The sequence below is a fragment of the Aquitalea pelogenes genome, from assembly GCF_041914625.1.
GTDB lineage: Bacteria > Pseudomonadota > Gammaproteobacteria > Burkholderiales > Chromobacteriaceae > Aquitalea > Aquitalea pelogenes.
On the sequence record NZ_JAYSDA010000014.1, the window covers coordinates 1 to 22,006 of the forward strand.

The 22,006-nt window shown below is 52.5% G+C and carries 22 protein-coding genes; 14 read left to right on the plus strand and 8 right to left on the minus strand.

The window, feature by feature from the left end:
- The 3 genes from groL to ACE3SE_RS12310 all read right to left on the minus strand — a co-directional run.
- Positions 1–1,174 (minus strand): chaperonin GroEL (groL, locus tag ACE3SE_RS12300; protein ID WP_374555647.1); only part of this gene is annotated, 1,174 nt, incomplete at its 3' end.
- 54 nt (positions 1,175–1,228) lie between these two features.
- On the minus strand, positions 1,229–1,516 hold the full coding sequence (groES, locus tag ACE3SE_RS12305) for a co-chaperone GroES (RefSeq protein WP_045846653.1): 288 nt from the start codon (positions 1,514–1,516) through the stop codon (positions 1,229–1,231).
- Positions 1,517–1,688: 172 nt separating this feature from the next.
- Positions 1,689–2,789 (minus strand): MraY family glycosyltransferase, encoded by a 1,101-nt coding sequence (locus ACE3SE_RS12310; protein ID WP_062789171.1) that lies wholly within the window; start codon positions 2,787–2,789, stop codon positions 1,689–1,691.
- A 200-nt stretch (positions 2,790–2,989) separates the two neighbouring features.
- On the opposite strand from ACE3SE_RS12310, the gene rfbB reads away from it, so the two are divergent.
- From rfbB to ACE3SE_RS12380, 14 genes are all read left to right on the plus strand, one after another.
- Positions 2,990–4,054: a dTDP-glucose 4,6-dehydratase gene (gene rfbB / locus ACE3SE_RS12315; protein ID WP_374555650.1), complete on the plus strand. Its 1,065-nt coding sequence runs from the start codon at positions 2,990–2,992 to the stop codon at positions 4,052–4,054.
- A complete protein-coding gene (gene rfbD / locus ACE3SE_RS12320; RefSeq protein WP_374555652.1) occupies positions 4,051–4,944 on the plus strand; it encodes a dTDP-4-dehydrorhamnose reductase in 894 nt (297 codons plus the stop codon). The genes rfbB and rfbD overlap by 4 nt, the downstream gene beginning before the upstream one ends.
- Before the next feature lie 16 nt (positions 4,945–4,960).
- On the plus strand, positions 4,961–5,830 hold the full coding sequence (rfbA, locus tag ACE3SE_RS12325; protein WP_045846657.1) for a glucose-1-phosphate thymidylyltransferase RfbA: 870 nt from the start codon (positions 4,961–4,963) through the stop codon (positions 5,828–5,830).
- A gap of 15 nt (positions 5,831–5,845) precedes the next feature.
- Positions 5,846–6,394: a dTDP-4-dehydrorhamnose 3,5-epimerase gene (gene rfbC, locus ACE3SE_RS12330; protein WP_131357744.1), complete on the plus strand. Its 549-nt coding sequence runs from the start codon at positions 5,846–5,848 to the stop codon at positions 6,392–6,394.
- A 12-nt stretch (positions 6,395–6,406) separates the two neighbouring features.
- Complete coding sequence (gene rfbF, locus ACE3SE_RS12335; RefSeq protein ID WP_131357742.1) at positions 6,407–7,180, plus strand: glucose-1-phosphate cytidylyltransferase; 774 nt, start codon at positions 6,407–6,409, stop codon at positions 7,178–7,180.
- A complete protein-coding gene (gene rfbG, locus ACE3SE_RS12340) occupies positions 7,177–8,265 on the plus strand; it encodes a CDP-glucose 4,6-dehydratase (RefSeq protein WP_207389888.1) in 1,089 nt (362 codons plus the stop codon). The genes rfbF and rfbG overlap by 4 nt, the downstream gene beginning before the upstream one ends.
- Positions 8,265–9,590, plus strand: a complete 1,326-nt coding sequence (gene rfbH / locus ACE3SE_RS12345; protein WP_131357739.1) for a lipopolysaccharide biosynthesis protein RfbH — start codon at positions 8,265–8,267, stop codon at positions 9,588–9,590. Before rfbG ends, rfbH begins: the two co-directional genes overlap by 1 nt.
- A 7-nt stretch (positions 9,591–9,597) precedes the next feature.
- On the plus strand, positions 9,598–10,458 hold the full coding sequence (locus tag ACE3SE_RS12350; protein WP_374555655.1) for an NAD-dependent epimerase/dehydratase family protein: 861 nt from the start codon (positions 9,598–9,600) through the stop codon (positions 10,456–10,458).
- The gene (locus tag ACE3SE_RS12355; protein ID WP_374555657.1) at positions 10,455–11,486 is read left to right on the plus strand and encodes a GDP-mannose 4,6-dehydratase; all 1,032 of its coding nucleotides are present in this window, start codon (positions 10,455–10,457) and stop codon (positions 11,484–11,486) included. The genes ACE3SE_RS12350 and ACE3SE_RS12355 overlap by 4 nt, the downstream gene beginning before the upstream one ends.
- On the plus strand, positions 11,470–12,798 hold the full coding sequence (locus ACE3SE_RS12360) for an MATE family efflux transporter (RefSeq protein WP_374555659.1): 1,329 nt from the start codon (positions 11,470–11,472) through the stop codon (positions 12,796–12,798). Before ACE3SE_RS12355 ends, ACE3SE_RS12360 begins: the two co-directional genes overlap by 17 nt.
- A 27-nt stretch (positions 12,799–12,825) precedes the next feature.
- Positions 12,826–13,815 (plus strand): glycosyltransferase family 2 protein, encoded by a 990-nt coding sequence (locus ACE3SE_RS12365; RefSeq protein WP_374555661.1) that lies wholly within the window; start codon positions 12,826–12,828, stop codon positions 13,813–13,815.
- A gap of 124 nt (positions 13,816–13,939) precedes the next feature.
- On the plus strand, positions 13,940–14,860 hold the full coding sequence (locus ACE3SE_RS12370) for a glycosyltransferase family 2 protein (protein WP_374555663.1): 921 nt from the start codon (positions 13,940–13,942) through the stop codon (positions 14,858–14,860).
- An 82-nt stretch (positions 14,861–14,942) separates the two neighbouring features.
- Entirely contained in the window at positions 14,943–15,833 is an 891-nt protein-coding gene (locus tag ACE3SE_RS12375) for a glycosyltransferase family 2 protein (protein ID WP_374555665.1), read from the plus strand.
- A gap of 1 nt (position 15,834) precedes the next feature.
- Positions 15,835–16,641, plus strand: a complete 807-nt coding sequence (locus tag ACE3SE_RS12380; RefSeq protein ID WP_374555667.1) for a glycosyltransferase family 2 protein — start codon at positions 15,835–15,837, stop codon at positions 16,639–16,641.
- A gap of 24 nt (positions 16,642–16,665) precedes the next feature.
- On the opposite strand, the gene ACE3SE_RS12385 is transcribed toward ACE3SE_RS12380, so the two are convergent.
- The 5 genes from ACE3SE_RS12385 to ACE3SE_RS12405 all read right to left on the minus strand — a co-directional run bounded on the left by ACE3SE_RS12385 (position 16,666) and on the right by ACE3SE_RS12405 (position 22,001).
- A complete protein-coding gene (locus tag ACE3SE_RS12385; protein WP_374555669.1) occupies positions 16,666–17,607 on the minus strand; it encodes a lysylphosphatidylglycerol synthase transmembrane domain-containing protein in 942 nt (313 codons plus the stop codon).
- Positions 17,608–17,614: 7 nt separating this feature from the next.
- Positions 17,615–18,016 (minus strand): GtrA family protein, encoded by a 402-nt coding sequence (locus ACE3SE_RS12390; RefSeq protein ID WP_045846665.1) that lies wholly within the window; start codon positions 18,014–18,016, stop codon positions 17,615–17,617.
- The gene (locus ACE3SE_RS12395) at positions 18,013–19,302 is read right to left on the minus strand and encodes an NAD(P)/FAD-dependent oxidoreductase (RefSeq protein ID WP_374555671.1); all 1,290 of its coding nucleotides are present in this window, start codon (positions 19,300–19,302) and stop codon (positions 18,013–18,015) included. The genes ACE3SE_RS12390 and ACE3SE_RS12395 overlap by 4 nt, the downstream gene beginning before the upstream one ends.
- A gap of 2 nt (positions 19,303–19,304) precedes the next feature.
- Entirely contained in the window at positions 19,305–20,240 is a 936-nt protein-coding gene (locus tag ACE3SE_RS12400; protein WP_374555673.1) for an NAD-dependent epimerase/dehydratase family protein, read from the minus strand.
- Positions 20,241–20,312: 72 nt separating this feature from the next.
- Positions 20,313–22,001 (minus strand): hypothetical protein, encoded by a 1,689-nt coding sequence (locus ACE3SE_RS12405; RefSeq protein WP_374555675.1) that lies wholly within the window; start codon positions 21,999–22,001, stop codon positions 20,313–20,315.
- Positions 22,002–22,006: the final 5 nt, after the last annotated feature.

Genomic DNA, 22,006 nt, shown 5'->3' on the forward strand with positions numbered 1-22,006 from the left:
TCTCTTTCATTTCCACTTCGGTGGCAGCGCCAACCTTGATCACGGCAACACCGCCAGCCAGCTTGGCCACGCGCTCTTGCAGTTTTTCGCGGTCGTAATCGGAAGAGGCTTCTTCGATCTGGCGACGGATTTCACCAACGCGAGCCTGGATGGCATCAGCCTGGCCAGCACCGTCGATGATGATGGTGTTTTCCTTGCCCACTTCGATACGCTTGGCTTGGCCCAGCATGTCCAGAGTGGCTTTTTCCAGGGTCAGGCCCAGTTCTTCGGCAATCACGGTACCGCCGGTCAGGATGGCGATATCCTGCAGCATGGCCTTGCGACGGTCGCCAAAGCCCGGAGCCTTGACAGCAACCACCTTCAGGATGCCGCGGATGGTGTTGACCACCAGGGTAGCCAGTGCTTCGCCTTCTACGTCTTCGGCGATGATCAGCAGCGGACGACCGGATTTGGCCACTTGCTCCAGTACCGGCAGCAGGTCGCGGATGTTGGAAACCTTCTTGTCGAACAGCAGGACGAACGGATTGTCCAGAGCGGCAATCTGTTTTTCCTGGTTGTTGATGAAGTACGGGGACAGGTAGCCGCGGTCGAACTGCATACCTTCCACCACGTCCAGTTCGTTGCTCAGGCTCTTGCCGTCTTCAACGGTGATCACGCCTTCCTTGCCCACTTTTTCCATGGCGGTAGCGATGATTTCACCGATGTCGGAATCGGAGTTGGCGGAAATGGAACCAACCTGAGCGATTTCCTTGGTGGTGGCACATGGCTTGGCGATCTTGGCGATTTCACCTACCAGGGAAACCACAGCCTTGTCGATGCCGCGCTTCAGGTCCATCGGGTTCATGCCGGCGGCAACAAACTTCATGCCTTCCTGCACGATGGCCTGGGCCAGAACGGTAGCGGTAGTGGTACCGTCGCCGGCCACGTCGGAAGTCTTGGAAGCCACTTCCTTCACCATTTGCGCGCCCATGTTTTCGAACTTGTCTTTCAGTTCGATTTCCTTGGCAACGGAAACACCATCCTTGGTGATGGTCGGTGCACCAAAGGAGCGGTCCAGCACGACATTGCGGCCTTTCGGGCCCAGGGTAACCTTGACGGCGTCAGCCAGAATGTTGACACCAACCACCATCTTGGCGCGTGCGGAATCACCAAACTTTACGTCTTTTGCAGCCATGCTCATATCTCCAGAATTCTATGAAAGGATCGTAGAAGGGTGTATGGGTCGGAATTACTCGACGATGCCCATCACATCTTCCTCGCGCATCACGAGGACTTCTTCGCCATCAACCTTGACGGACTGGCCGGAGTACTTGCCGAAGATGACCTTGTCACCAACCTTCAGCTCCAGCGGACGACGTTCGCCATTGTCCAGAACCTTGCCGTTACCGACAGCCAGCACCTCGCCCATGTCGGGCTTTTCAGCTGCAGCGCCCGGCAGAACGATGCCGGATGCGGTTTTTTCTTCAGCCTCAAGGCGCTTGATAACAACACGATCGTGCAGCGGACGAATTGCCATTGATCTCTCCTAAATACAATTGGCTGTTGAAAGCAAAAATGATCTGCCTGGATGGCAGCACGGGGCGGGAATTAGCACTCACCCCTGACGAGTGCTAATAATAGGGACGGCTCAAGGAGGTTTCAAGTGGGGGAGCTGCAAAAACTTTGCTGCCCACCGGGACAGGCAGGGCTCAGGAATCGTCGCGACGCAACACCAGCCAGCTGGGTACTTTAAAGCGCACGATCATGCGATACAGACGCAAATAGCCAAGCACAAACAGCAGGCAGAACAGCATCAGCACCCAGGTATGGTTCCAGAACAACATGGCCGGAACCACCGAAAACGAGGTCAGCAACCACAGGTAAGGTGAGGTCATGCTGTTACGCTGGGTCAGGTGACGTGCATCCTTGGAGCCCACCATCCACAGCACCATGCGCTTGTAGATCATCTGATGCAGATGCAGCGCATCCGGATAGCCTACCGCCCTGCCCTGCAGGAATTTGCGCCGGTAGATGGAAAAGATGGTTTCAAAAACAGGGTAGATCACGCACAGCAAGGGAAACCACGGCGAAACTGCCGGATTGCGCGCCACCAGCAAAACCGACATTTCAGCAATCATGAAGCCAATCAGATAAGCCCCGCCATCGCCGGCAAAAATCAACCCGCGCGGGAAGTTCCAGAACAGGAACCCCAGTACCGCGCCAACCATGGCAAAGCACACACTCATCAATACGATGTCATGCACCTTGAAACAGACATAAATGATGGACAGGAAAATGAACACCGCCACCATGCCGGACAGCCCGTTATAACCATCAATGATGTTGACGGCATGAGCCACCCCGCCCACCGCCACCATGGTGAGCAGCAAGGACAGCCACCAGTAGGAAGCCAGCAGCTGATCAACCCCGGGAATGGACAGCCGGGCCAGCCCGGCGCCTAGCAGGAAATAACCCAGTGCAGCAGCCACAAAGGTAGCAAGCAAGCGAGGCAAGGGGCCGATTTTCTTGGTGAGGTCTTCAATAAACCCAGCTGCAAATGCCGGGAAAGCCGACAGCAACAGCAACAGCACCCACACCGATGTATTGAGATAGCCAGACAGCGCACAGCCTGCAATCAGGCCCAGCATGATGGGCAGGCCACCGATGCGAGGCACTGGTGTGGCATGGAATTTCTGCACGCCGGTGACGTCACCATCGGTCGAAAAGCGTGCATGCAAGTGTGCATACCGAATCAGCAACAGCCCGGTAGTAAAAGAAGCAATCAGTGCAAGCAAGAGAATCTGCAACATGGGGCATCAAGGCCTGAATGGGCGTGGAAACGGAATAATCGGGCCTGCCCGCCGCAGTCGCAAGACTGTACAACGAGAAGCCGGGCAATTTTGTCTTATAATGTCGGCCTTGCAGGCGAGCACAATGTACTTGCCCACGGTGGGCTACTTTACCATGGCCCCGCGCCAAGCAAAAACCACTTACTTATTGGAATTGTTAAATGATATTGGTGACAGGCGGTGCCGGCTTCATTGGAGCCAACTTTGTTCTGGACTGGCTGAATGGCAATGACGAAGGTGTGATCAACCTGGACAAGCTGACCTACGCTGGCAATCTGCAAACCCTCGCCAGCCTGGAAAACGACCCGCGCCACATATTTGTTCAGGGCGATATCGGCGATCGCGAGCTGGTCAGCCGACTGCTGCAACAACATCAGGTGCGCGCTGTCATCAACTTCGCGGCGGAAAGCCATGTTGATCGTTCCATCCACGGCCCGGGTGAATTCATCCAGACCAATGTGGTAGGCACCTTCAACCTGCTGGAAGCCGTGCGGGCCTACTGGAGTGCACTGGAAGGCGAAGCCAAGACAGCTTTCCGCTTCCTGCACGTGTCCACCGACGAGGTGTACGGCACGCTGTCTGCCACTGACGCGCCGTTCAGCGAGACCAATCGTTACGAACCCAACAGTCCCTACTCGGCCAGCAAGGCGGCGTCGGACCACCTGGTGCGTGCCTGGCACCACACTTACGGCCTGCCGGTCCTCACCACCAACTGCAGCAACAACTACGGCCCCTATCATTTCCCGGAAAAGCTGATTCCGCTGGTCATCCTGAATGCGCTGGCCGGCAAGCCCTTGCCCATTTACGGTGATGGCCAGCAAATCCGCGACTGGTTGTATGTGAAAGACCATTGCAGCGCCATCCGCACCGTGCTGGCGCAAGGTCGCCTGGGTGAAACATATAATGTTGGCGGCTGGAACGAAAAAGCCAATCTGGATGTCGTGCACACCATCTGCACCATTCTGGATACCCTGCGCCCCAAGGCCGATGGCACAGGCTATGCCGAGCAGATCACCTATGTGCAGGACCGCCCCGGCCATGACCGCCGCTATGCGATTGACGCACGAAAGCTGGAACGTGAGCTGGGCTGGAAACCGGCAGAAACCTTTGAGAGCGGCATCCGCAAGACCGTAGAGTGGTACCTGGACAATCAGGACTGGGTCAGCAACGTCACCAGCGGCAATTATCGCCAATGGCTGGAACAACACTACGGGAACAAGGCATGAGCCGCATCCTGATTACCGGCATCAATGGCCAGCTGGGCTTTGAGCTACGCCGCGCACTGGCCATGCTGGGCGAGTGCATCTGCCTGGATCGCCAGCAACTGGACCTGTCCCGCCCGGCGGACATTGCCTCGGTGCTGGAGCAATACCAACCAGACATCATCGTCAACCCGGCAGCCTACACCGCCGTGGACAAGGCCGAGACTGACGCCGAACTGGCCCATACCGTGAACGCAGTCGCACCGGCCGCGATGGCTGACTGGGCCGCAGCAAAAAATGCCCTGCTGCTGCACTACTCCACCGACTATGTGTTTGATGGTGACAAGACCACGCCTTATGAAGAGAGCGATGCCACCAACCCGCAGTCGGTATATGGCTTGAGCAAATGCCAGGGTGAACAGGCCATCCGCGCCAGTGGTGCCAACCACATCATCCTGCGCACCAGCTGGGTGGTGGGCGCACATGGCGGCAACTTCCTCAAGACCATCATGCGCCTGGCGCGTGAACGCGACAGCCTGAATGTGGTGGCCGACCAGATTGGTGCGCCCACACCCGCTGCGCTGATTGCCGATGTGACCGCCCACATCATCAAGCAGTGGCAAACCAGCAAGGACAAGCAGTTGCTTGGCACCTATCACCTGACCAGCAGCGGCAGCACCAGCTGGCATGGCTACAGCCAATACCTGCTGACACTGGCGGAACGTTACGGTGTCGCACTGCAACTGAAGCCGGAAAACCTGCACGCCATTCCCGGTAGCGCCTATCCGACCCCGGCGAAACGCCCCGGCAACTCCAGGCTAAATTGCAGTAAAATCCAGGACGCGTTCGGCCTGAGCATGCCAACATGGCAGAGCGGCGTGGAACAGGTGTTCCAGCAGATCTTCAATTCCTGATGCAGGACGCAAGCAGATGAAACGTAAAGGTATCATCCTGGCGGGAGGCAGCGGCACCCGCCTGTACCCCGCCACACTGGCAGTCAGCAAACAATTGCTGCCCATCTATGACAAGCCGATGATCTACTACCCGCTCAGCACCCTGATGCTGGCCGGGATTCGCGACATCCTGATCATCTCCACCCCGCAGGACACCCCGCGCTTCGAGCAGTTGCTGGGTGATGGCAGCCAGTGGGGCATCAGCCTGCAATACGCAGTACAGCCCAGTCCGGACGGCCTGGCACAGGCCTTCATCATTGGCGAAGACTTCCTGGCAGGCGCGCCTTCGGCACTGGTACTGGGTGACAACATCTTCCATGGCCATGATTTCCCCAAACTGCTGAAGGCGGCCAACGCCAAGCAGCAAGGCGCCAGCGTGTTTGCCTATCATGTGCAAGACCCGGAGCGCTATGGCGTGGTGGAATTCGATGCCCAGGGCAAGGCCTTGTCCATCGAGGAAAAACCGGCTGTACCCAAATCCAACTATGCTGTCACCGGCCTTTACTTCTACGACAATCAGGTTGTCGACATCGCCAAGTCCATCCGCCCCTCACCGCGCGGCGAACTGGAAATCACCGATGTCAACAACCACTACCTGCAGCAAGGCCAGCTGGATGTGCAGACCATGGGGCGTGGCTATGCCTGGCTGGATACCGGCACCCACGAATCCATGCTGGAAGCCAGCCAGTTCATTGCCACCGTGGAAAATCGCCAGGGTCTGAAAGTGGCCTGTCTGGAAGAAATTGCCTACGTGCAGCAGTGGATTGATGCCGCCAGACTGGAACAGCTGGCACAACCGCTGAAGAAAAATGCCTACGGGCAATACCTGCTGCAGCTGCTGAAGTAAGAAAGCAAGCCATTCATGAAAATCATCGATACCGCCATTGCGGACGTCAAAATCATTGAACCTGCCGTATTCGGTGACGAGCGTGGTTTTTTCTTCGAAAGTTTCAACCAGAAGCGCTTTGAAGAAGCCATCGGTCGCAAGGTTGAATTTGTCCAGGATAACCACAGCCGCTCCAGCAAGGGTGTGCTGCGCGGGCTTCACTACCAGATGCCGCCGTTTGCCCAAGGCAAGCTGGTGCGCTGTACGCTGGGCGAAGTGTATGACATTGCAGTGGATATCCGCCGCAGCTCGCCCACATTCGGTCAATGGGTTGGTGTGGTACTGTCCGCTGAAAACAAACGCCAGTTGTGGATTCCGGAAGGCTTTGCCCACGGTTTTGTCACTACTTCTGATTACGCGGAATTCCTGTACAAAACCACCAACTACTACGCCCCAGAGCATGAGCGCAGCATCATCTGGAACGATGCCGAGTTAGACATCGACTGGATGCTGGACAGCACACCTTCCCTGTCGGGCAAAGACATGCAAGCCTGCGCCTTCAACACCGCGCAGCTTTTTGATTGAACGGAACACATCATGAAAGCAGTCATTCTGGCAGGCGGGCTGGGTACCCGGATCAGCGAAGAGACATCGGTCCGCCCCAAACCCATGGTTGAAATCGGTGGCAAACCCATCCTGTGGCACATCATGAAAATCTACTCCCACCATGGGATCAACGATTTCGTGATCTGCTGCGGTTACAAGGGCTATGTCATCAAGGAATACTTTGCCAACTACTTCCTGCACATGTCCGATGTCACTTTCGACATGTCCAGCAACAGCATGGAAGTCCACCAGCGCTACGCCGAACCATGGCGTGTCACCTTGGTGGATACCGGTGAAGAAACCATGACTGGTGGCCGCCTGAAACGCGTCCGCAAGTACCTGCAAGATGAAGAAGCATTCTGCTTTACCTATGGCGATGGTGTCGGCGATGTCGATATTGGCGCGCTCGTGAAATTCCACCAGCAGCAAGGTACGCTGGCCACCCTCACGGCCACCTACCCACCCGGCCGCTTCGGCGCACTGGACATCCAGGCTGACAAAGTCACCACCTTCAAGGAAAAGCCCAAAGGCGATGGTGGCATGATCAACGGGGGCTTTTTTGTCCTGTCGCCCAAGGTGATCGATTTCATTGATAACGACGCCACCATCTGGGAACGCGAACCGCTGGAACAACTGGCCAGCAAACAGCAATTGTCTGCCTTCCGTCATGAAGGATTCTGGCAACCGATGGATACCCTGCGCGACAAGAACCATCTGGAAGAGCTGTGGCAAAGCGGTCAGGCGCCATGGAAGGTATGGGAATGAAGCGTGAGTTCTGGCAAGGCAAGCGAGTTTTCCTGACCGGTCACACCGGCTTCAAGGGAAGCTGGCTGTCGCTGTGGTTGCAACAGTTGGGCGCGGAGCTTACCGGCTATGCGCTGGCACCGGCCACCACACCGAACCTGTTTGAAACCGCGGGGGTTGCCGCAGGCATGACCTCGATCATCGGCGACATCCGCGACCCGGCCAAGCTCATGCAGGCCATGCAGGCCGCGCAGCCCGATATCGTCATCCACATGGCAGCGCAGCCGCTGGTGCGCTACTCCTATGCAAATCCGGTCGAAACCTACTCCACCAACGTCATGGGGGTGGTGTATCTGCTGGAAGCCATTCGGCAAACCCCGAGCGTACGTGCCGTAGTCAATGTCACCAGCGACAAGTGTTACGAAAACCGCGAATGGCTGTGGGGCTATCGCGAAAACGAGGCAATGGGAGGTTACGACCCTTACAGCAACAGCAAAGGCTGTGCCGAACTGGTTACCAGTGCCTATCGCAACTCCTACTTCAACCCGGCCGACTATCAACGCCATGGCGTGGCCCTGGCCAGTGCCCGTGCCGGCAATGTCATTGGCGGTGGCGACTGGGCGGAAGACCGGCTGATTCCCGATATCATGCGCTCCATCGAACAGGCCAAGCCAGTGCAGATACGCAGCCCCCATGCCATCCGCCCATGGCAGCACGTGCTGGAGCCCCTGTCAGGCTATTTGCTCCTGGCAGAGCAACTGTTCAGCTCCGGCAGCGAATTTGCCGAAGGCTGGAATTTTGGCCCACGCCCGCAAGATGCCCAGCCGGTGGCCTGGATTGTGGATACCCTCACCCGGATCTGGGGCCAGGGTGCCAGTTACCAGATCGACCCTGCCGGTGCAGACCTGCACGAAGCCCATTATCTGCGTCTGGATTGCAGCAAGGCACAAACCCGACTTGACTGGCAACCACGCTGGACGCTGCATACCGCACTCGAACACATCTGCAGCTGGCATCAGGCACACCTGACCGGGGCCGATATGCAAGACATCACCATTCAACAAATCAAGGCCTTTGAGGCCCAGCCCGCCAAGGGACAGCATTAATGAGCACACAAGACAAAGCCCAACAACTTCGCCAGCAGATTGCCCAGCTGGTTGATGAATACGCAGCCATTGCCATGGCCCCCCGCCCGTTTGAAGCAGGCAAGACCGTCATTCCCCCATCCGGCAAAGTGATTGATGGCGCTGAACTGAAAAACATGGTGGAGGCCTCACTGGATGGCTGGCTGACCACTGGCCGTTTCAACGACATGTTCGAAAAACGCCTGGCTGCATTTCTGGGAGTGCGCCACCTGCTGACCACCAACTCCGGTTCGTCGGCCAACCTGCTTGCCTTCTCGGCATTGACCTCCCCCAAGCTGGGCGAGCGTGCCATCCGTAAAGGTGACGAAGTCATCGGTGTTGCTGCCGGCTTTCCCACCACAGTCAATCCCATTTTGCAATTCGGCGCAGTCCCGGTGTTTGTCGATGTCGACATCCCGACCTACAACATCAAGCCCGAGCTGATTGAAGCCGCCATCACCAGCAAAACCAAGGCCATCATGCTGGCCCACACGCTGGGTAATCCGTACAACCTCAAGGTGATCCGCGAGCTGTGCGACAAATACGGCCTGTGGCTGATCGAAGACTGCTGCGATGCACTGGGCAGTACCTATGACGGCAAACTGGTCGGCACCTTTGGCGATATCGGCACCCTCAGTTTCTACCCGGCACACCACATCACCATGGGTGAAGGCGGTGCGGTATTCACCAACAATACCGAACTGAAGAAAATCATCGAATCCTTCCGCGACTGGGGCCGCGACTGCTATTGCGCACCGGGCTGCGACAATACCTGCGGCAAGCGCTTTGGCTGGCAACTGGGCAGCCTGCCGGCAGGCTATGACCACAAGTACACCTACAGTCACCTGGGCTACAACCTGAAAATCACCGACATGCAGGCCGCCTGTGCACTGGCCCAGCTGGACAAGGTGGAAAGCTTCATCCAGGCACGCAAGGACAACTTCCGTTACCTGAGCAATGCCCTGCAAAGCTGCAGCGAATTCCTTATCCTGCCAGAGGCTACTGAAAACAGCGATCCGTCCTGGTTTGGCTTCCCGATTACCATCCGGCCGGAAAGCGGCATCAGCCGTGTCGATGTCCTGCAATACCTCGACCAGCACCGTGTAGGCACCCGTCTGCTGTTTGCCGGCAACCTGACCCGCCAACCGTATATGGACGGCCAGCAATATCGCGTAAGCGGAGAGCTGACCAATACTGACCTGGTGATGAACAACACTTTCTGGATCGGCGTGCACCCGGCACTGACCCAAGACATGCTGGACTACAGTGTTGAGAAACTTGAAACCATCATTGGCGTGAATTTCTGAGAGTCACATGAAAATCCTGCTGACAGGTGCCACCGGCTTTCTGGGGCGAAATCTCCTGGCCGCCCTGCAGCAGCAGGGCCATGCAGTGGTGGCACTGGCGAGAGCCAGTAGCAACAGGGAAAGGGCGGGAGAGGCCGGCAAGCATGCCTGTTGGCATGTTTGCTCGGAGGGCTCGCCTGATGTATTCGCTGTCCATCCTGATGTGGAATGCGTGATACACACCGCAACCTGCTATGGCAGGCAGGGCGAAGATTTAGCAACTGTGCTGGACAGCAATCTGAACCAGCCTCTTGCATTATTGAGCCAGGCCATTGTCAATGGCGTAAAGCTGTTCATCAACACCAGCAGCTCCCTGCCACGCGACCTCAATTATTACTCCCTGAGCAAAGCGCAATTTTCTGACTGGGGTGCCTATTTTGCAGGTCAGGAGAAAATTCGTTTTGTCGACATCTGTCTGGAGCACATCTACGGCCCAGGCGACGACACAACAAAGTTCATGGCATATGTCATGGATACCTTGTTGAAGAACACGCCAGAGCTCAAACTGACCAAAGGAGAAGCAGAACGCGACTTCATCTATATCGATGACGTTGTCGCAGCCTATCTGACAATTCTCCACAGCCCACATAAACAATATTACACGAAGTATTCAGTTGGTTCCGGCAAAACAATCAGCATCAGGAAAATGGTCGAATTGATCCACACGCTGAGCCACAGCAGTACCAATTTGCAATTTGGTGCCATTCCCTACCGGAAAAATGAAACCATGCTATCCGTAGCCAATAATACCGATATTGAAAAACTTGGCTGGAAAGCACAAACGAATATTATTGACGGAATTGAAAAGACATTTAAGGCAATGAAATGAAAATACTGATTACGGGTGGATGTGGTTTTCTTGGCAGCAATCTGGCGGCAGAAGCACTGCGACGCGGTGATGAACTCATTGTGCTAGACAATCTGTCTCGACAAGGCAGTACAGATAATCTGGCCTGGCTGCAACAGCAAGGCGAGATTCATTTCATTCATGCAGATATTCGTAATAGCAATGATGTTGCTACGACTGTGCGCCAGAACAAACCCGATGCCATTTTCCATCTTGCGGGCCAAGTGGCCATGACTACATCAATTGCCAATCCCCGCAAGGATTTTGAAATCAACGCACTGGGCACACATAATATACTCGAAGCCGTTCGTGATTTCAGCCCGGAAACCGCCATTCTTTATTCATCAACCAACAAGGTTTATGGCGACCTGACACAATTCAGCTATTCCGAAAATGAGACGCGCTATGTTTGCAATGATTCCCCGGATGGTTTCGATGAGCAGGTAACACTTGATTTTCATTCACCCTACGGCTGTTCAAAAGGTTGTGCTGACCAATACATGCTGGATTACGCCAGAATATTCAATCTGAAGACCATGGTATTCCGTCACTCCTCCATGTATGGTGGCAGACAGTTTTCCACCTATGATCAAGGATGGATTGGCTGGTTTTGCCAGCAAGCAATCGAAACCATTCAAGATCCGTCACACAGTTTTACTATCTCCGGGAATGGCAAACAGGTGCGGGACGTCCTTCATGCCGACGACATGATCAGTCTCTATTTTACCGGACTGGAAAAGATCGACTCAGCTCGTGGCAATGCATTCAATATTGGCGGAGGAATCGGCAACAGTCTTTCCCTGCTTGAATTATTCAACCTTCTGGAAAAAATTACCGGTCAGAAGTTGAATTATACTAAACTGCCGCCTAGAGAAAGCGATCAGATTGTATTTGTCGCCAACCACAAAAAAGCACAACGTTTACTCGGTTGGCAACCCAGCGTTTCTGCAACAGACGGCATCCACAGAATGGTGGAGTGGGTTAGATCACTGAATGAAAAAAATCAATAAAATAGCCGACTTGGTCGCTACAACAAAAATTCCTCCTCATGTTTTTGTTGCAGCGACCTCTTGGCTGTGTAGACTATTATCTGCCTTTTTACAGATCATCAGCATTCGCTATCTGATACAGCTTCTTGGCATTGATAACTATGCTGTTTTTACGCTGATTTCAGCCTTGATTGCATGGATTGCACTCACGGATATGGGTATTGGTACCAGTCTACAGAATTATATTACAGAGTATAAGTCCCAAGAAGAGAGCTATGCCAACTGGATCGCCAGTGCGGGGATATGCTGTTTCATTCTGCTTGGTGTTTTCCTGCTACTAGCATGGCCGATTGCCGCTGTGCTATCCACTCACTACCTGAAAAACGCAACGCTAACAGGCAATAGCGCCAGCACTGTTTATCTATCATTAGTCTTGTTTGGCATGACCTGCATAGGTGGGGTATCTTATAAAATATGGTTTGCCGAGCATAATGGATGGATTGCCAATCTGGTTCAAACAGCCGGAACCATCACGGGACTGATTCTGGTAATCAGCCTTGGAACAATCAGCACACACCCAAGTCTCACTCTGTCAATTTTTCTATACTACCTGCCAACAGCCATGATCCCGACTTTGGTTCTGGCAGGAAAAACCTGGTCCGCCATCAAGGCATGCCATATCAGCGCCCTGAAAAACAAGAGCATTGCGCTTTTTAAACGGGGAAGTGGATTCTGGTTATTTTCAGTAGTTGGTACCATTACCCTGCAGACAGACTATATTGTCATCTCCCAAAAGCTCTCCAGCAATGACATTATTGCCTATGGGATACTGACCAAAATATTCAGCTTCATTCTTATTTTGTATGCCGCACTATTACAAGCCGCATGGCCAGCACTTGTAGAAATGCGCATCAATAAGAAATTTCCAGCAATGAAAACTGCCATTCGACGATATATTTCGATCGGAATGGCGCTGGCACTGCTTGGAATAATATTTTTTATTGGACTAAAAGACATAATCATCCACACATTGACACCCAAGCATGCATTAAGTGTAAGCTTGACGACGATCTTAATATTCGGCTTTTACTTATCCATCAGGATTTACTCTGACACATATGCCATGGTTTTACAAAGCCTGAACAAGACAAATCCGCTATGGATTATTACCCCCATACAGGCAATAATTGGCTTTATTTGCCAGTGGAATCTAGCTGATTACTATGGTATTAATGGCATCCTGATCGGCCTTTGTCTCTCCTTCATTTTGACTGCAATCCCCGGGCTGACATTTTTTACCCGAAAAGAATTAAACAACTTGCTATCAACATAAATTTAAAATATTGCGAATATACTGCACATGAGCCCGAAACTATCAATCGCCATACCAACGTACAACAGATCTCAATTCCTGCAAGGAGCATTGGATCGCCTGTTCGCATGCAATACGATTTTGGATGCGGAGATTGAAATTGTCATTTCGGACAATGCATCTACAGACAACACCGAAAATATTATTCGTTTCGCTGCCGAAAAGTATGGAAAGGAAATACATTATTTCCGCAACGAAAAAAATCTTGGCATTGATGGCAACATTCATCAGGTAGTAAACAGAAGCCGTGGTGAATATGTATGGATGCTATCCGACGATGATGTCATTGCTGACAATGCAATTGATTACGTATTAAACAAGATTAATCAACAGGACTTTTGCTTCCACTTTCTGAATGCCAAACCACTGAATCTTGAAGGCAAAACATCAAAAGTCATCGACACCGATAAGGATATCATTACAACAGACAACAATATTTTTATCGAAAAAATTTGGGTCTGGGCAACATTTATTTCTTCATTTCTGTTCAAACGCGAACACTGGATGAATATCCATAACAGAGCAGATTATATTGGCACGGACATTTATCTGACATACACCCTGTATGCTCTACTAGCCAACAACCCTTCGGCACAAAAAATAATTGGCGCAACTCCAATCATCTTCATCAGAAGTCAATATACTGGTAGCTATCGGATTTTTTATGCCTTTGGCTATCAATGGTTCAAACTGCTGACACACACCGCAGTGGAAATGGGATTTGATCCATCTTGCCTTAATAGAATTGCCAGAAAGTCAATCCTGCGCGATCTGATATTCCGTGTTTACTCGGCAAAACTGAATAGTACTACCAGATTGTCCATTGAAAACATTCGCAATTTGACTCGATACACATACCCGATACCAGCTGCCTGGTTTTCACTATATCCAATCATTATATTTCCGATTTCAATCATCAAATTGGTCAAGCGCATCTCCGGCAAAATTGGCATAAAACCATCTTCACATTTCAAATAATTGTTGATAGCTTCAGAATTCAACTCGACAACGGGCAAGCATTAATACGAACAGAAACAAGGCATATCACCTTGACTTGAGGAGTATTACTTGCCCACTACACTCCAAGTTAGCATGCCAAAACATGGAAAATGAAAAACATCAACCATTGGTTTCGATAGTGATTGCCACATACAATGGTGAAAAATACCTGGCAAAACAACTTGAATCCATCAGGCAACAAACGTATTCAAATCTTGAAATCATCATTCAGGATGATCTTTCGACTGACAACACCATTGCCATTGCCAGCCAAATTGCGGATCAAAGAATCAGAATTCGAATTAATCAACACAATACCGGATTTGTCAAAAATTTCGAAGAAGGACTAAAAGCCTCAAAGGGTAGCTATATTGCCTTATGCGATCAGGATGACATCTGGGAAAATAACAAAATAGAACGCTTGCTGGACCAGATCGGGAATGCAGACTTGATCCATTCCAATTGCAGCCTGATTGATGAGCAAGACCATACCATCAAGCCATTCTGGAAAAACAAGGAACGACAGACCAGCACACTGGCTGAATTGCTATTTTTCAATAATGTCACTGGCTGTACGGCATTACTACGCCGGGAAAGCTTGTTACGCGCACTACCTTTCCCGGAAGGTATTGCCTATCATGACTGGTGGCTGGCATTGTGTGCTGCCAAAGGCAATGGCGTCAGGTTTCTGGATGAGGCATTGGTCAGATATCGGCAACATGCCAATCAGGACACGGGAGCCAACCAAACGGCAAAGCTGCGCACTAAAATTGGCACCGGCCAGAAGCAGTTAAGAAAAAAAATAGCACTGAAACAATTACAGAACTTGCTGGCAATTAATCGAAATGCATTCAGCATGACTGAACAAGAAATTTTTAATCAGGCGATCTGCTTTCATCGCAGCCTAAGCCAGGGAATAGTTCACCCGCAAGCTGCGTTTATTTATTGCCAGCAGTACAAATACATCAAACCGAATATAAATAGCTTTTCATTTATTGATTTCATGAAATTCTTGTATTGGTAAGCCATCAGAACATCCGGGCCTGCACAGACATTACCTGTACTGTCAAAGATAGACTATAGAAATAAACCTCGACGATTAAATAATGGAAAACAAGATTTGTGCCGTTATTGTCAGTTTTAATCCAGAACCGACAAACCTGCAAAAACTGACAGAACAGCTGATAGCTTGCGGCGTTGCCGTTTGCCTTGTCGACAACAATTCGCAAAATAAGGAACAGATTCGTTCTGTTTTTTCTGTTTCATCTGGTGTGCACCCATTCTACCTTGAGGAAAATACCGGCATTGCCCATGCCCAAAATGTTGGTATCCGTTTTGCACTGGATCATGACTATGCCTACCTGGTGTTCTTTGACCAGGACAGCACGATTGATGCCGAATTCATCCAACAGCAAACAGCTGCATTTGAACAACTCAGGTCAGCACACCCCCGGCTGGCAGCCATTGGCCCTGCCTTTGTCGACAAGAAACACGGTTTTCATTACAAGATTGTCAATATTGACCGTCATGGCCGTCGCACCAAGATTGATACCCAGCATATGCAGCAGCCTTTCGCTGCATCGCTGATCATCTCCTCTGGAAGTCTTGTTGCGGCTGATGCCTTGCGCGCCATTGGCCCTATGGATGAGCGCTTTTTCATTGATTATGTCGATACCGAATGGTGTCTGCGTGCACATGCCAAAGGCTACGTCATCTTTGTGAATCCGCAGGTTCAGATGTTGCACGCGATTGGCGATAACTCCCTGAAACTGCTGAAGTGGCGTGTACCGGTGCATAGTGCCTTCCGCCGCTATTACCGTATCCGCAATGCCTTTTTCCTGATGAAGATGCCGCATGTTCCGACATTGCTGGCATTACGGGAAATTGCCTTCAATTTGGTACATCAGTTGGTATTGATTCTGTTTGGGCACAACAAAATGGGTTATGTGCGTTCGTTGTGGCGTGGGCTGAAGGATGGACTGAATGGAAAGTACTGAAATGCCCAAGCTCTTTGCATCCATCGTGCTGTACAAGCATCAACATCAGGATGTGCAACCCACCATGGATGCGCTACTTGGCTGCAACAGCCTGCACGGTCTGGTGCTGGTGGATAATGGTGGCTGTGAATGGGCAGGGCAACTGACACTGCCCAAGGTGCATTACATCCGCTCGGATCGTAATGGTGGTTATGGTCATGGTCACAATCAGGCCATACAGGCATTTGCCGGACAAGCGGATTACTTTCTGGTTTGCAATCCGGACATCCAGTTTCACAGCGCTGATCTGGACCGTTATCTGACAGGACTGAGCGGACGTACCGCGGGATTGTTCATGCCGCGCATCGTTTACCCGGATGGCACGCAGCAGGAGCTGTGCAAACTGCTACCCAGCCCGGCTAATCTGTTTGCGCGGCGTTTTCTGCCCGCGCTGGCAGAGAAGCTGGACCAGCGCTACATGCTGCGTCATGCAGACTTTGACAAGGCCTTTTTTGCCCCGTCGCTATCCGGCTGCTTCATGTTGTTCCGCGCCGCAGCACTGCTGGAGTTGAACGGCTTTGATGACAATTTCTTCATGTATATGGAGGATGTCGATCTGTCCCGTCGCTGCGCCGTACGGTTTGGCAATCTGTATCTGCCACAGATGACGGTGACCCATCATTTTGCCAAGGCATCGTATACCGACAGGAAATTGCTGAAAGCCCACATCCGCTCTGCCGTGCAGTATTTCAACAAGTGGGGCTGGCTGTTCGACCGGACACGCAGCCGACTGAACAAGGCATGCCTGGCGCAGTTGCCGCGGCGCTGAATGGTCTGCTTACGGCTTGGGGCCCTAATGCGTGGTATGGTCTGACAGTTTCCATTCAGCCAGCACGATAGCGACCATCCCCAGCAAGACGGCAAACCACATGGTGGCAAAACGGATGCCAACGGCGGCCAAGACTGCTGTCGGCATTGAAGCACCTTGCCACAGCAGGCTGGCCACGATGACCGATTCGGTGGAGCCAATGCCACCAGGCAACATGGAGGCAGCGCCTGCCAGCATGGCCAGTGGATAACTGGAGAATAGCGGCCACCAGGCCATGCCGGGGGATAAAGACTGCACCAGCCAGACAAAAGCCGTGGCAGTGAGTGACCAGGCCGCCAGGCCGGCGACGGCGGCAACGAGCATGTCTTGCCAGCCCAACCAGCGTAATCCACCGCGCATGCCACGCTGCAGCAAGCGCATAAGCCGGTACAGCCTGCGGCATCGATACAGGCGCAACCTTGCATGCAAGCGTCCCAGCCAGCGCGGCTGCCGCATCAGAATGGCCAGCACCAGCAACACTGCACCAACAAACAGGGCCAGTAGCGGAAACAGTGGTGCAGCCAGCATGCCTGGCATGGCCAGCAGCAACACCACCAGCAAATCCCAGCCGCGTTCGTAGATGAAGGCCGACAGCACCTGCTCGTGCGCAATGCCTAGTCGCTGCAGGTAGCGGATGCGGATCAGCTCCCCTACTTTGCCGGGCGTTGCGGTATAAGCGAAGCCGGACAGGTAAATGCAAAAACCCAGGCCAAATGGCTGCCCATGCCCGGTACGCCGCAGCAGGTAATACCAGCGCAGATAGCGCAGGAAAAAAGACAGGAAGGCCATGCCCATCAGCGCCGGCATGATGCTCGCCAGCGCAGGCAATCGGGCAAACATGTCATGCCGGGCATCCGAAATCAGCAAGGCTGCCAGATAACAGGCAGTCAGTGCGGCAAATGCCAGTAGGGGTCGATTCAGCTTCATGCCTGTGTCAGCGGAAGGACCAGCGTTTGTGTCCCAGATAACTGGTGAACACCGGAGCTGCCACGCCGATAGCGTGGGCGATCTCCCGGCTGAAGTGCGTCACGCCGAGCATGGGCAACAGGTAAAGTGCCAGACCCATGCTGATCAGCCAGGTCTGTATCACCGCAACCAGGTTGACCAGGGTGAAATACAGCGCTGAACGGTGCATGGACTGGCTGCTTTGTTTGAAAACAAACATTCTGGCCAGCACAAAGGCGGTCACCATCCCGGTGAGATAAGCCAGAATCACGGCGGTGGAGAAGTCACACCACTGGTTGTACACAATGCGCGAGCCAAAGTTGACCGCAGCCGCCAATCCCCCGGTCAGCAGGAACACCAGAAACTGGCGCGACATGAAATGACGGATCATCCCACCGCCTTTTGCGCCAGTGCACGGCCATAGCCGATACTCTCGGAAATACCACGGTCTTCCGGGTAGTAATACGAGGTATCCGCCACCCACAGGCCCTGAACCGGCAATGCTGCCGGTGGCAGCTGCTCCAGATAACCCGGATCGCAGATCGGCTGTGCATGACGATAACGGCTGGCCCGCATGGCGATGAAATCGTCGTCCTGCAACGCCGGATTAATCTTCTTGAGATAGCGCTTCACTTTGCCCAGGAACACTTCATCCGGCTCGGCATACTTGGCATGCTCGCCCGGCATGTAAAACGGCACATAAACAATATGCTGGTCTAGCGGGCGCAAATTGCTGTATTCCACCAGACCGGGAATATCCATTTCATCATCATTGGTGTTGAGCCAGAAATTTTCCGTTACCGGCTTTTTCAGCTTGGCAATGACACAGACGACAGCAATGTTCTTGATCTGCTGGAACTTCTGCAGCACATCTGCGGGCAAGTCCGGCATGATTCTGGGGATAAACGGCAGCGGGACCGTGCTGATGACCTTGTCAAAGGCTTCGATCCCGGAGGCGGTTTCCACGCCTCGCACTTTGCCTTCGGCCATCACCACCCGCTTGACCGGCGTGCTCAGACGGATTTCCCCGCCATGTGCGGTGATATCGTCGCGCATGCCTTGCAGCAAGGTTGCCGAGCCACCTTCCAGATAGCCCAGTTTTTCGCGGAACAGGCTGTAGCGCGAGCGACCGATACGGCGGATACGGCTCCAGATCCAGGCCGCAGACAGGTTGGAGCTGTAGTCGTAAAACTTGTAATCAAACAGGCGACGCCACAGCACTTCATAAGCCTCTTCGCCTACCCAGCGGCGGATCCATCCAGTCGCCTCGACATGATCCAGCGGCTTCCAGTCGTCACGCTTGGTAGAGAGAAAGGCATGCAGACCGTAACGGAATTTGGCCACCAGACCCAGCCCCTTGAACCGCAGCAGCGCCAGGGGATTGCCCCACGGTTGCAAACGGTTCTGGTACCAGTAGCCCATTTTGGTTTCCACCCATTTCATCTTGCTACCCAGGTTCAACTCTTCCAGCATCTGCAGGAAGGCATGGTCGGAGATGCAATGAAAATGGTAATAGCGTTCGATATCCAGGCCATCAAAATCAAAAGTGGCGGTCATGCCACCCACCCGGTCATCTGCTTCGAACAGGACCGGCTCATGTCCGTCCCGTGCCAGCTGATAAGCCACAGCCAGCCCCATGGGCCCGGCACCCAGTACTGCAATGCGTTGTTTGTTCATGCTCAGAAATCCAGTACTACCCGGCTGTATTGCGGGTCGTTGAAAGTTGCGTCTACAGCCTTGCTGAAAGGCGTTGGTGTCACCTGGAAAATGGCTGGCCAGTCAATGACCTCGAATTCGTCGTGCGCCACCAGTGCCTTGAGTTGATCTGCCGTAAAGGGCGGATTGCGGTCAAACAGGGCCCAGATTTTGAGCAGGACATAAAACAGGCCATAAGGAATGTGCAGCAGCATGGTCTTGGCTGCGACAGCCTGGCGGATGGCGCGAATGATATCCACGTAGTCGATCTTTTCCCGGCCACTGATATTGAAAACCTGACCGTGGATACCCGACTTCAGGCAGCTGACGATAATGCTGGCAAAATCGCCAACATACAGCGGCTGACGCATATAGCGGCCATCACCGGGAATGGGGAACACCGGCACCTTCTGCATGAAGCGCGACAACCAGCCCAGATGCTTGCGGTCAAACCAGCCGAACATCAGGGTCGGGCGCAGCACCACGCAATTGATGCCACTGGCCAGCACCATTTCTTCCTGCTCTTTCTTGGTGTTGGTGTAATCATCATTCGCCACCGACTCCACTACCGATGAACTGATATGTACGGTGTAAGGAATGTTGTAGCGCTTGATGGCTGCCAGTACATGCTTGGTGGAGGTGATGTTGTTGCGGACAAAGGGCTCCAGCGTGGGGGCACCGATTTGTGCCTGCAACATCACCAGCGCGGCTGCACCTTCAAAATGGCGTTCCCATTCACCAGGTTCTGCCAGATCGGCATATTCAACAGTAATGTCCGGATGCAGGCTGCGCAGGATCTCCAGATTGGTCTTGTGCTTGTCCAGCACCACCAGATTGGTATAGCCCGCTCTTTTCAGGTGAACCACCAGATTCTGACCGACCAGACCAGCGCCACCGGGCAATATTATTTTGCTATTCATGCTTCAATTCCTATCCACTCCACTCAGAGGAGTTCAAAGCCGTTCGTGTCATGCTGTTGGTGACAAAATCCACTACAGGACCAGCTTGCATTCAGGGTTGGATCCGATGGCCGTCAGTGATCGGGTCATCAAGGATTTCCGGACATAGCCACCAAAGCCAGAAAAAAGCGCAGCAGCCCCGTATTTAGCCTTGACATCGTCACGCGCGAGGCCCACTTCGGCATAGCCGACAATGATGCCCTGCTGATTAAGCACCGAGATCCTTTCTGGCACGCGCTGAACAGCAGGGGAAAATATCCAGCCATCAAAACGCAGATAATCCGGCTCATCACGCATTTCATAAACATGGTCGACAAAGCCGATACAGGCACTGGTAGCGGTGTTGATGGCAGGCCGACCGATATTGGCACGCATGCTGACCAAAGGCTCACGAGAGAAAATGGAAATACCACCACGCTCTACCGCGGGAAGTAACAAACGTGGGTATGCCGGATCAGGGAAAAGACTGAGGGCAAGATCATTATCCTTTACCCCCATCGCCAATGCCAGTGCGGCATGGCTACGGATAAATGTGGTTCTGTTTGCAGAAAGTAGCGCATTAAACTGGAATAACAACATCAACAGCATCAGCAGGACGATACCAATGCTCAGACTGGTTGGAAAAAACCAGTCAGGCCAAGTCACAACGCGGCCTAGTGTCAGTGCCAACGCAGCCCAAGCCATCAGGACTGGCGTGGTATAGCGCGACTCCAGGGCCTGTTCGACTCCCAGCGTCAACCTTCCTGCTCCGGTAACCAGCGCAGTCAACAAGATATAAATCAAAAAGAACACCAATGCCAATACATATGGATGACGCTGTTTTTCTTTTAGCACTCGCAGCACAACCAGTATGAATAGCAGAATGAATACTGCACCGCTGAAAATGGCTATCGGCATGACACCAAGAAACAGGTAATAAAACGGGCTCCCCAGGTAGGTCAGTACATATAGCAGTAATTTTTCCTTGTGTGTCAGCAATAGAGACAAGGATGCACCACTACTAGACGGAGAGTGATAATCATAAAAATAGGCGACAACGCCAAGCACAGCCAACAAGAGCACTATCAGACAATTCTTTACTGGCTGCCGAAAAAACAAGGAAAGAGCAAACAGCAAAGGCAACGCCAATACCCCATTCGCCATGGAGCCTAAAGCAAGGCATGCACAAACCATGGCATACCAGAAATATCTGGCACGCGACTCATCCACACTCTTGGCAAAATAATAAAAAGACACCAAGGGCAATAGCTGAGCAAGAACAAACTGGGACTGAAATGCCTGGTAAAAATTATCTGCCTGACTCCACAGAAAAATCCAGGAGAACAACAACAGGGAAAAAATGTGCAACCAGATTTTTGGCAACTGCCTATCTCGCGATAGCACTCTGAGATAGAAAACAAAAAACACAGCAGAACAGAATACAAAAATGTAATTCACCAGCTCTGAGAAAATATTGGCATCACCAAAAAAAACAGAATCAAACCAGAATATAATTCTTGACAAAACGATACGATGCTCATTGTGCTGCCCCCACCAAACAGCATATTCGCCGCGTTGCAGTTTCAACAAGAAACCCAAGGTGCCATCCCACATATCCCAATAGGGAATGGCGGTATAATTATATACGCCACCAGCAATGGCCAGACCCAACATCAGCACCGTTGTCACCAGCAACATGGCAAACAGCCATTTTGAACCGGTTAATTTAATAATTTCGATCACAAAAT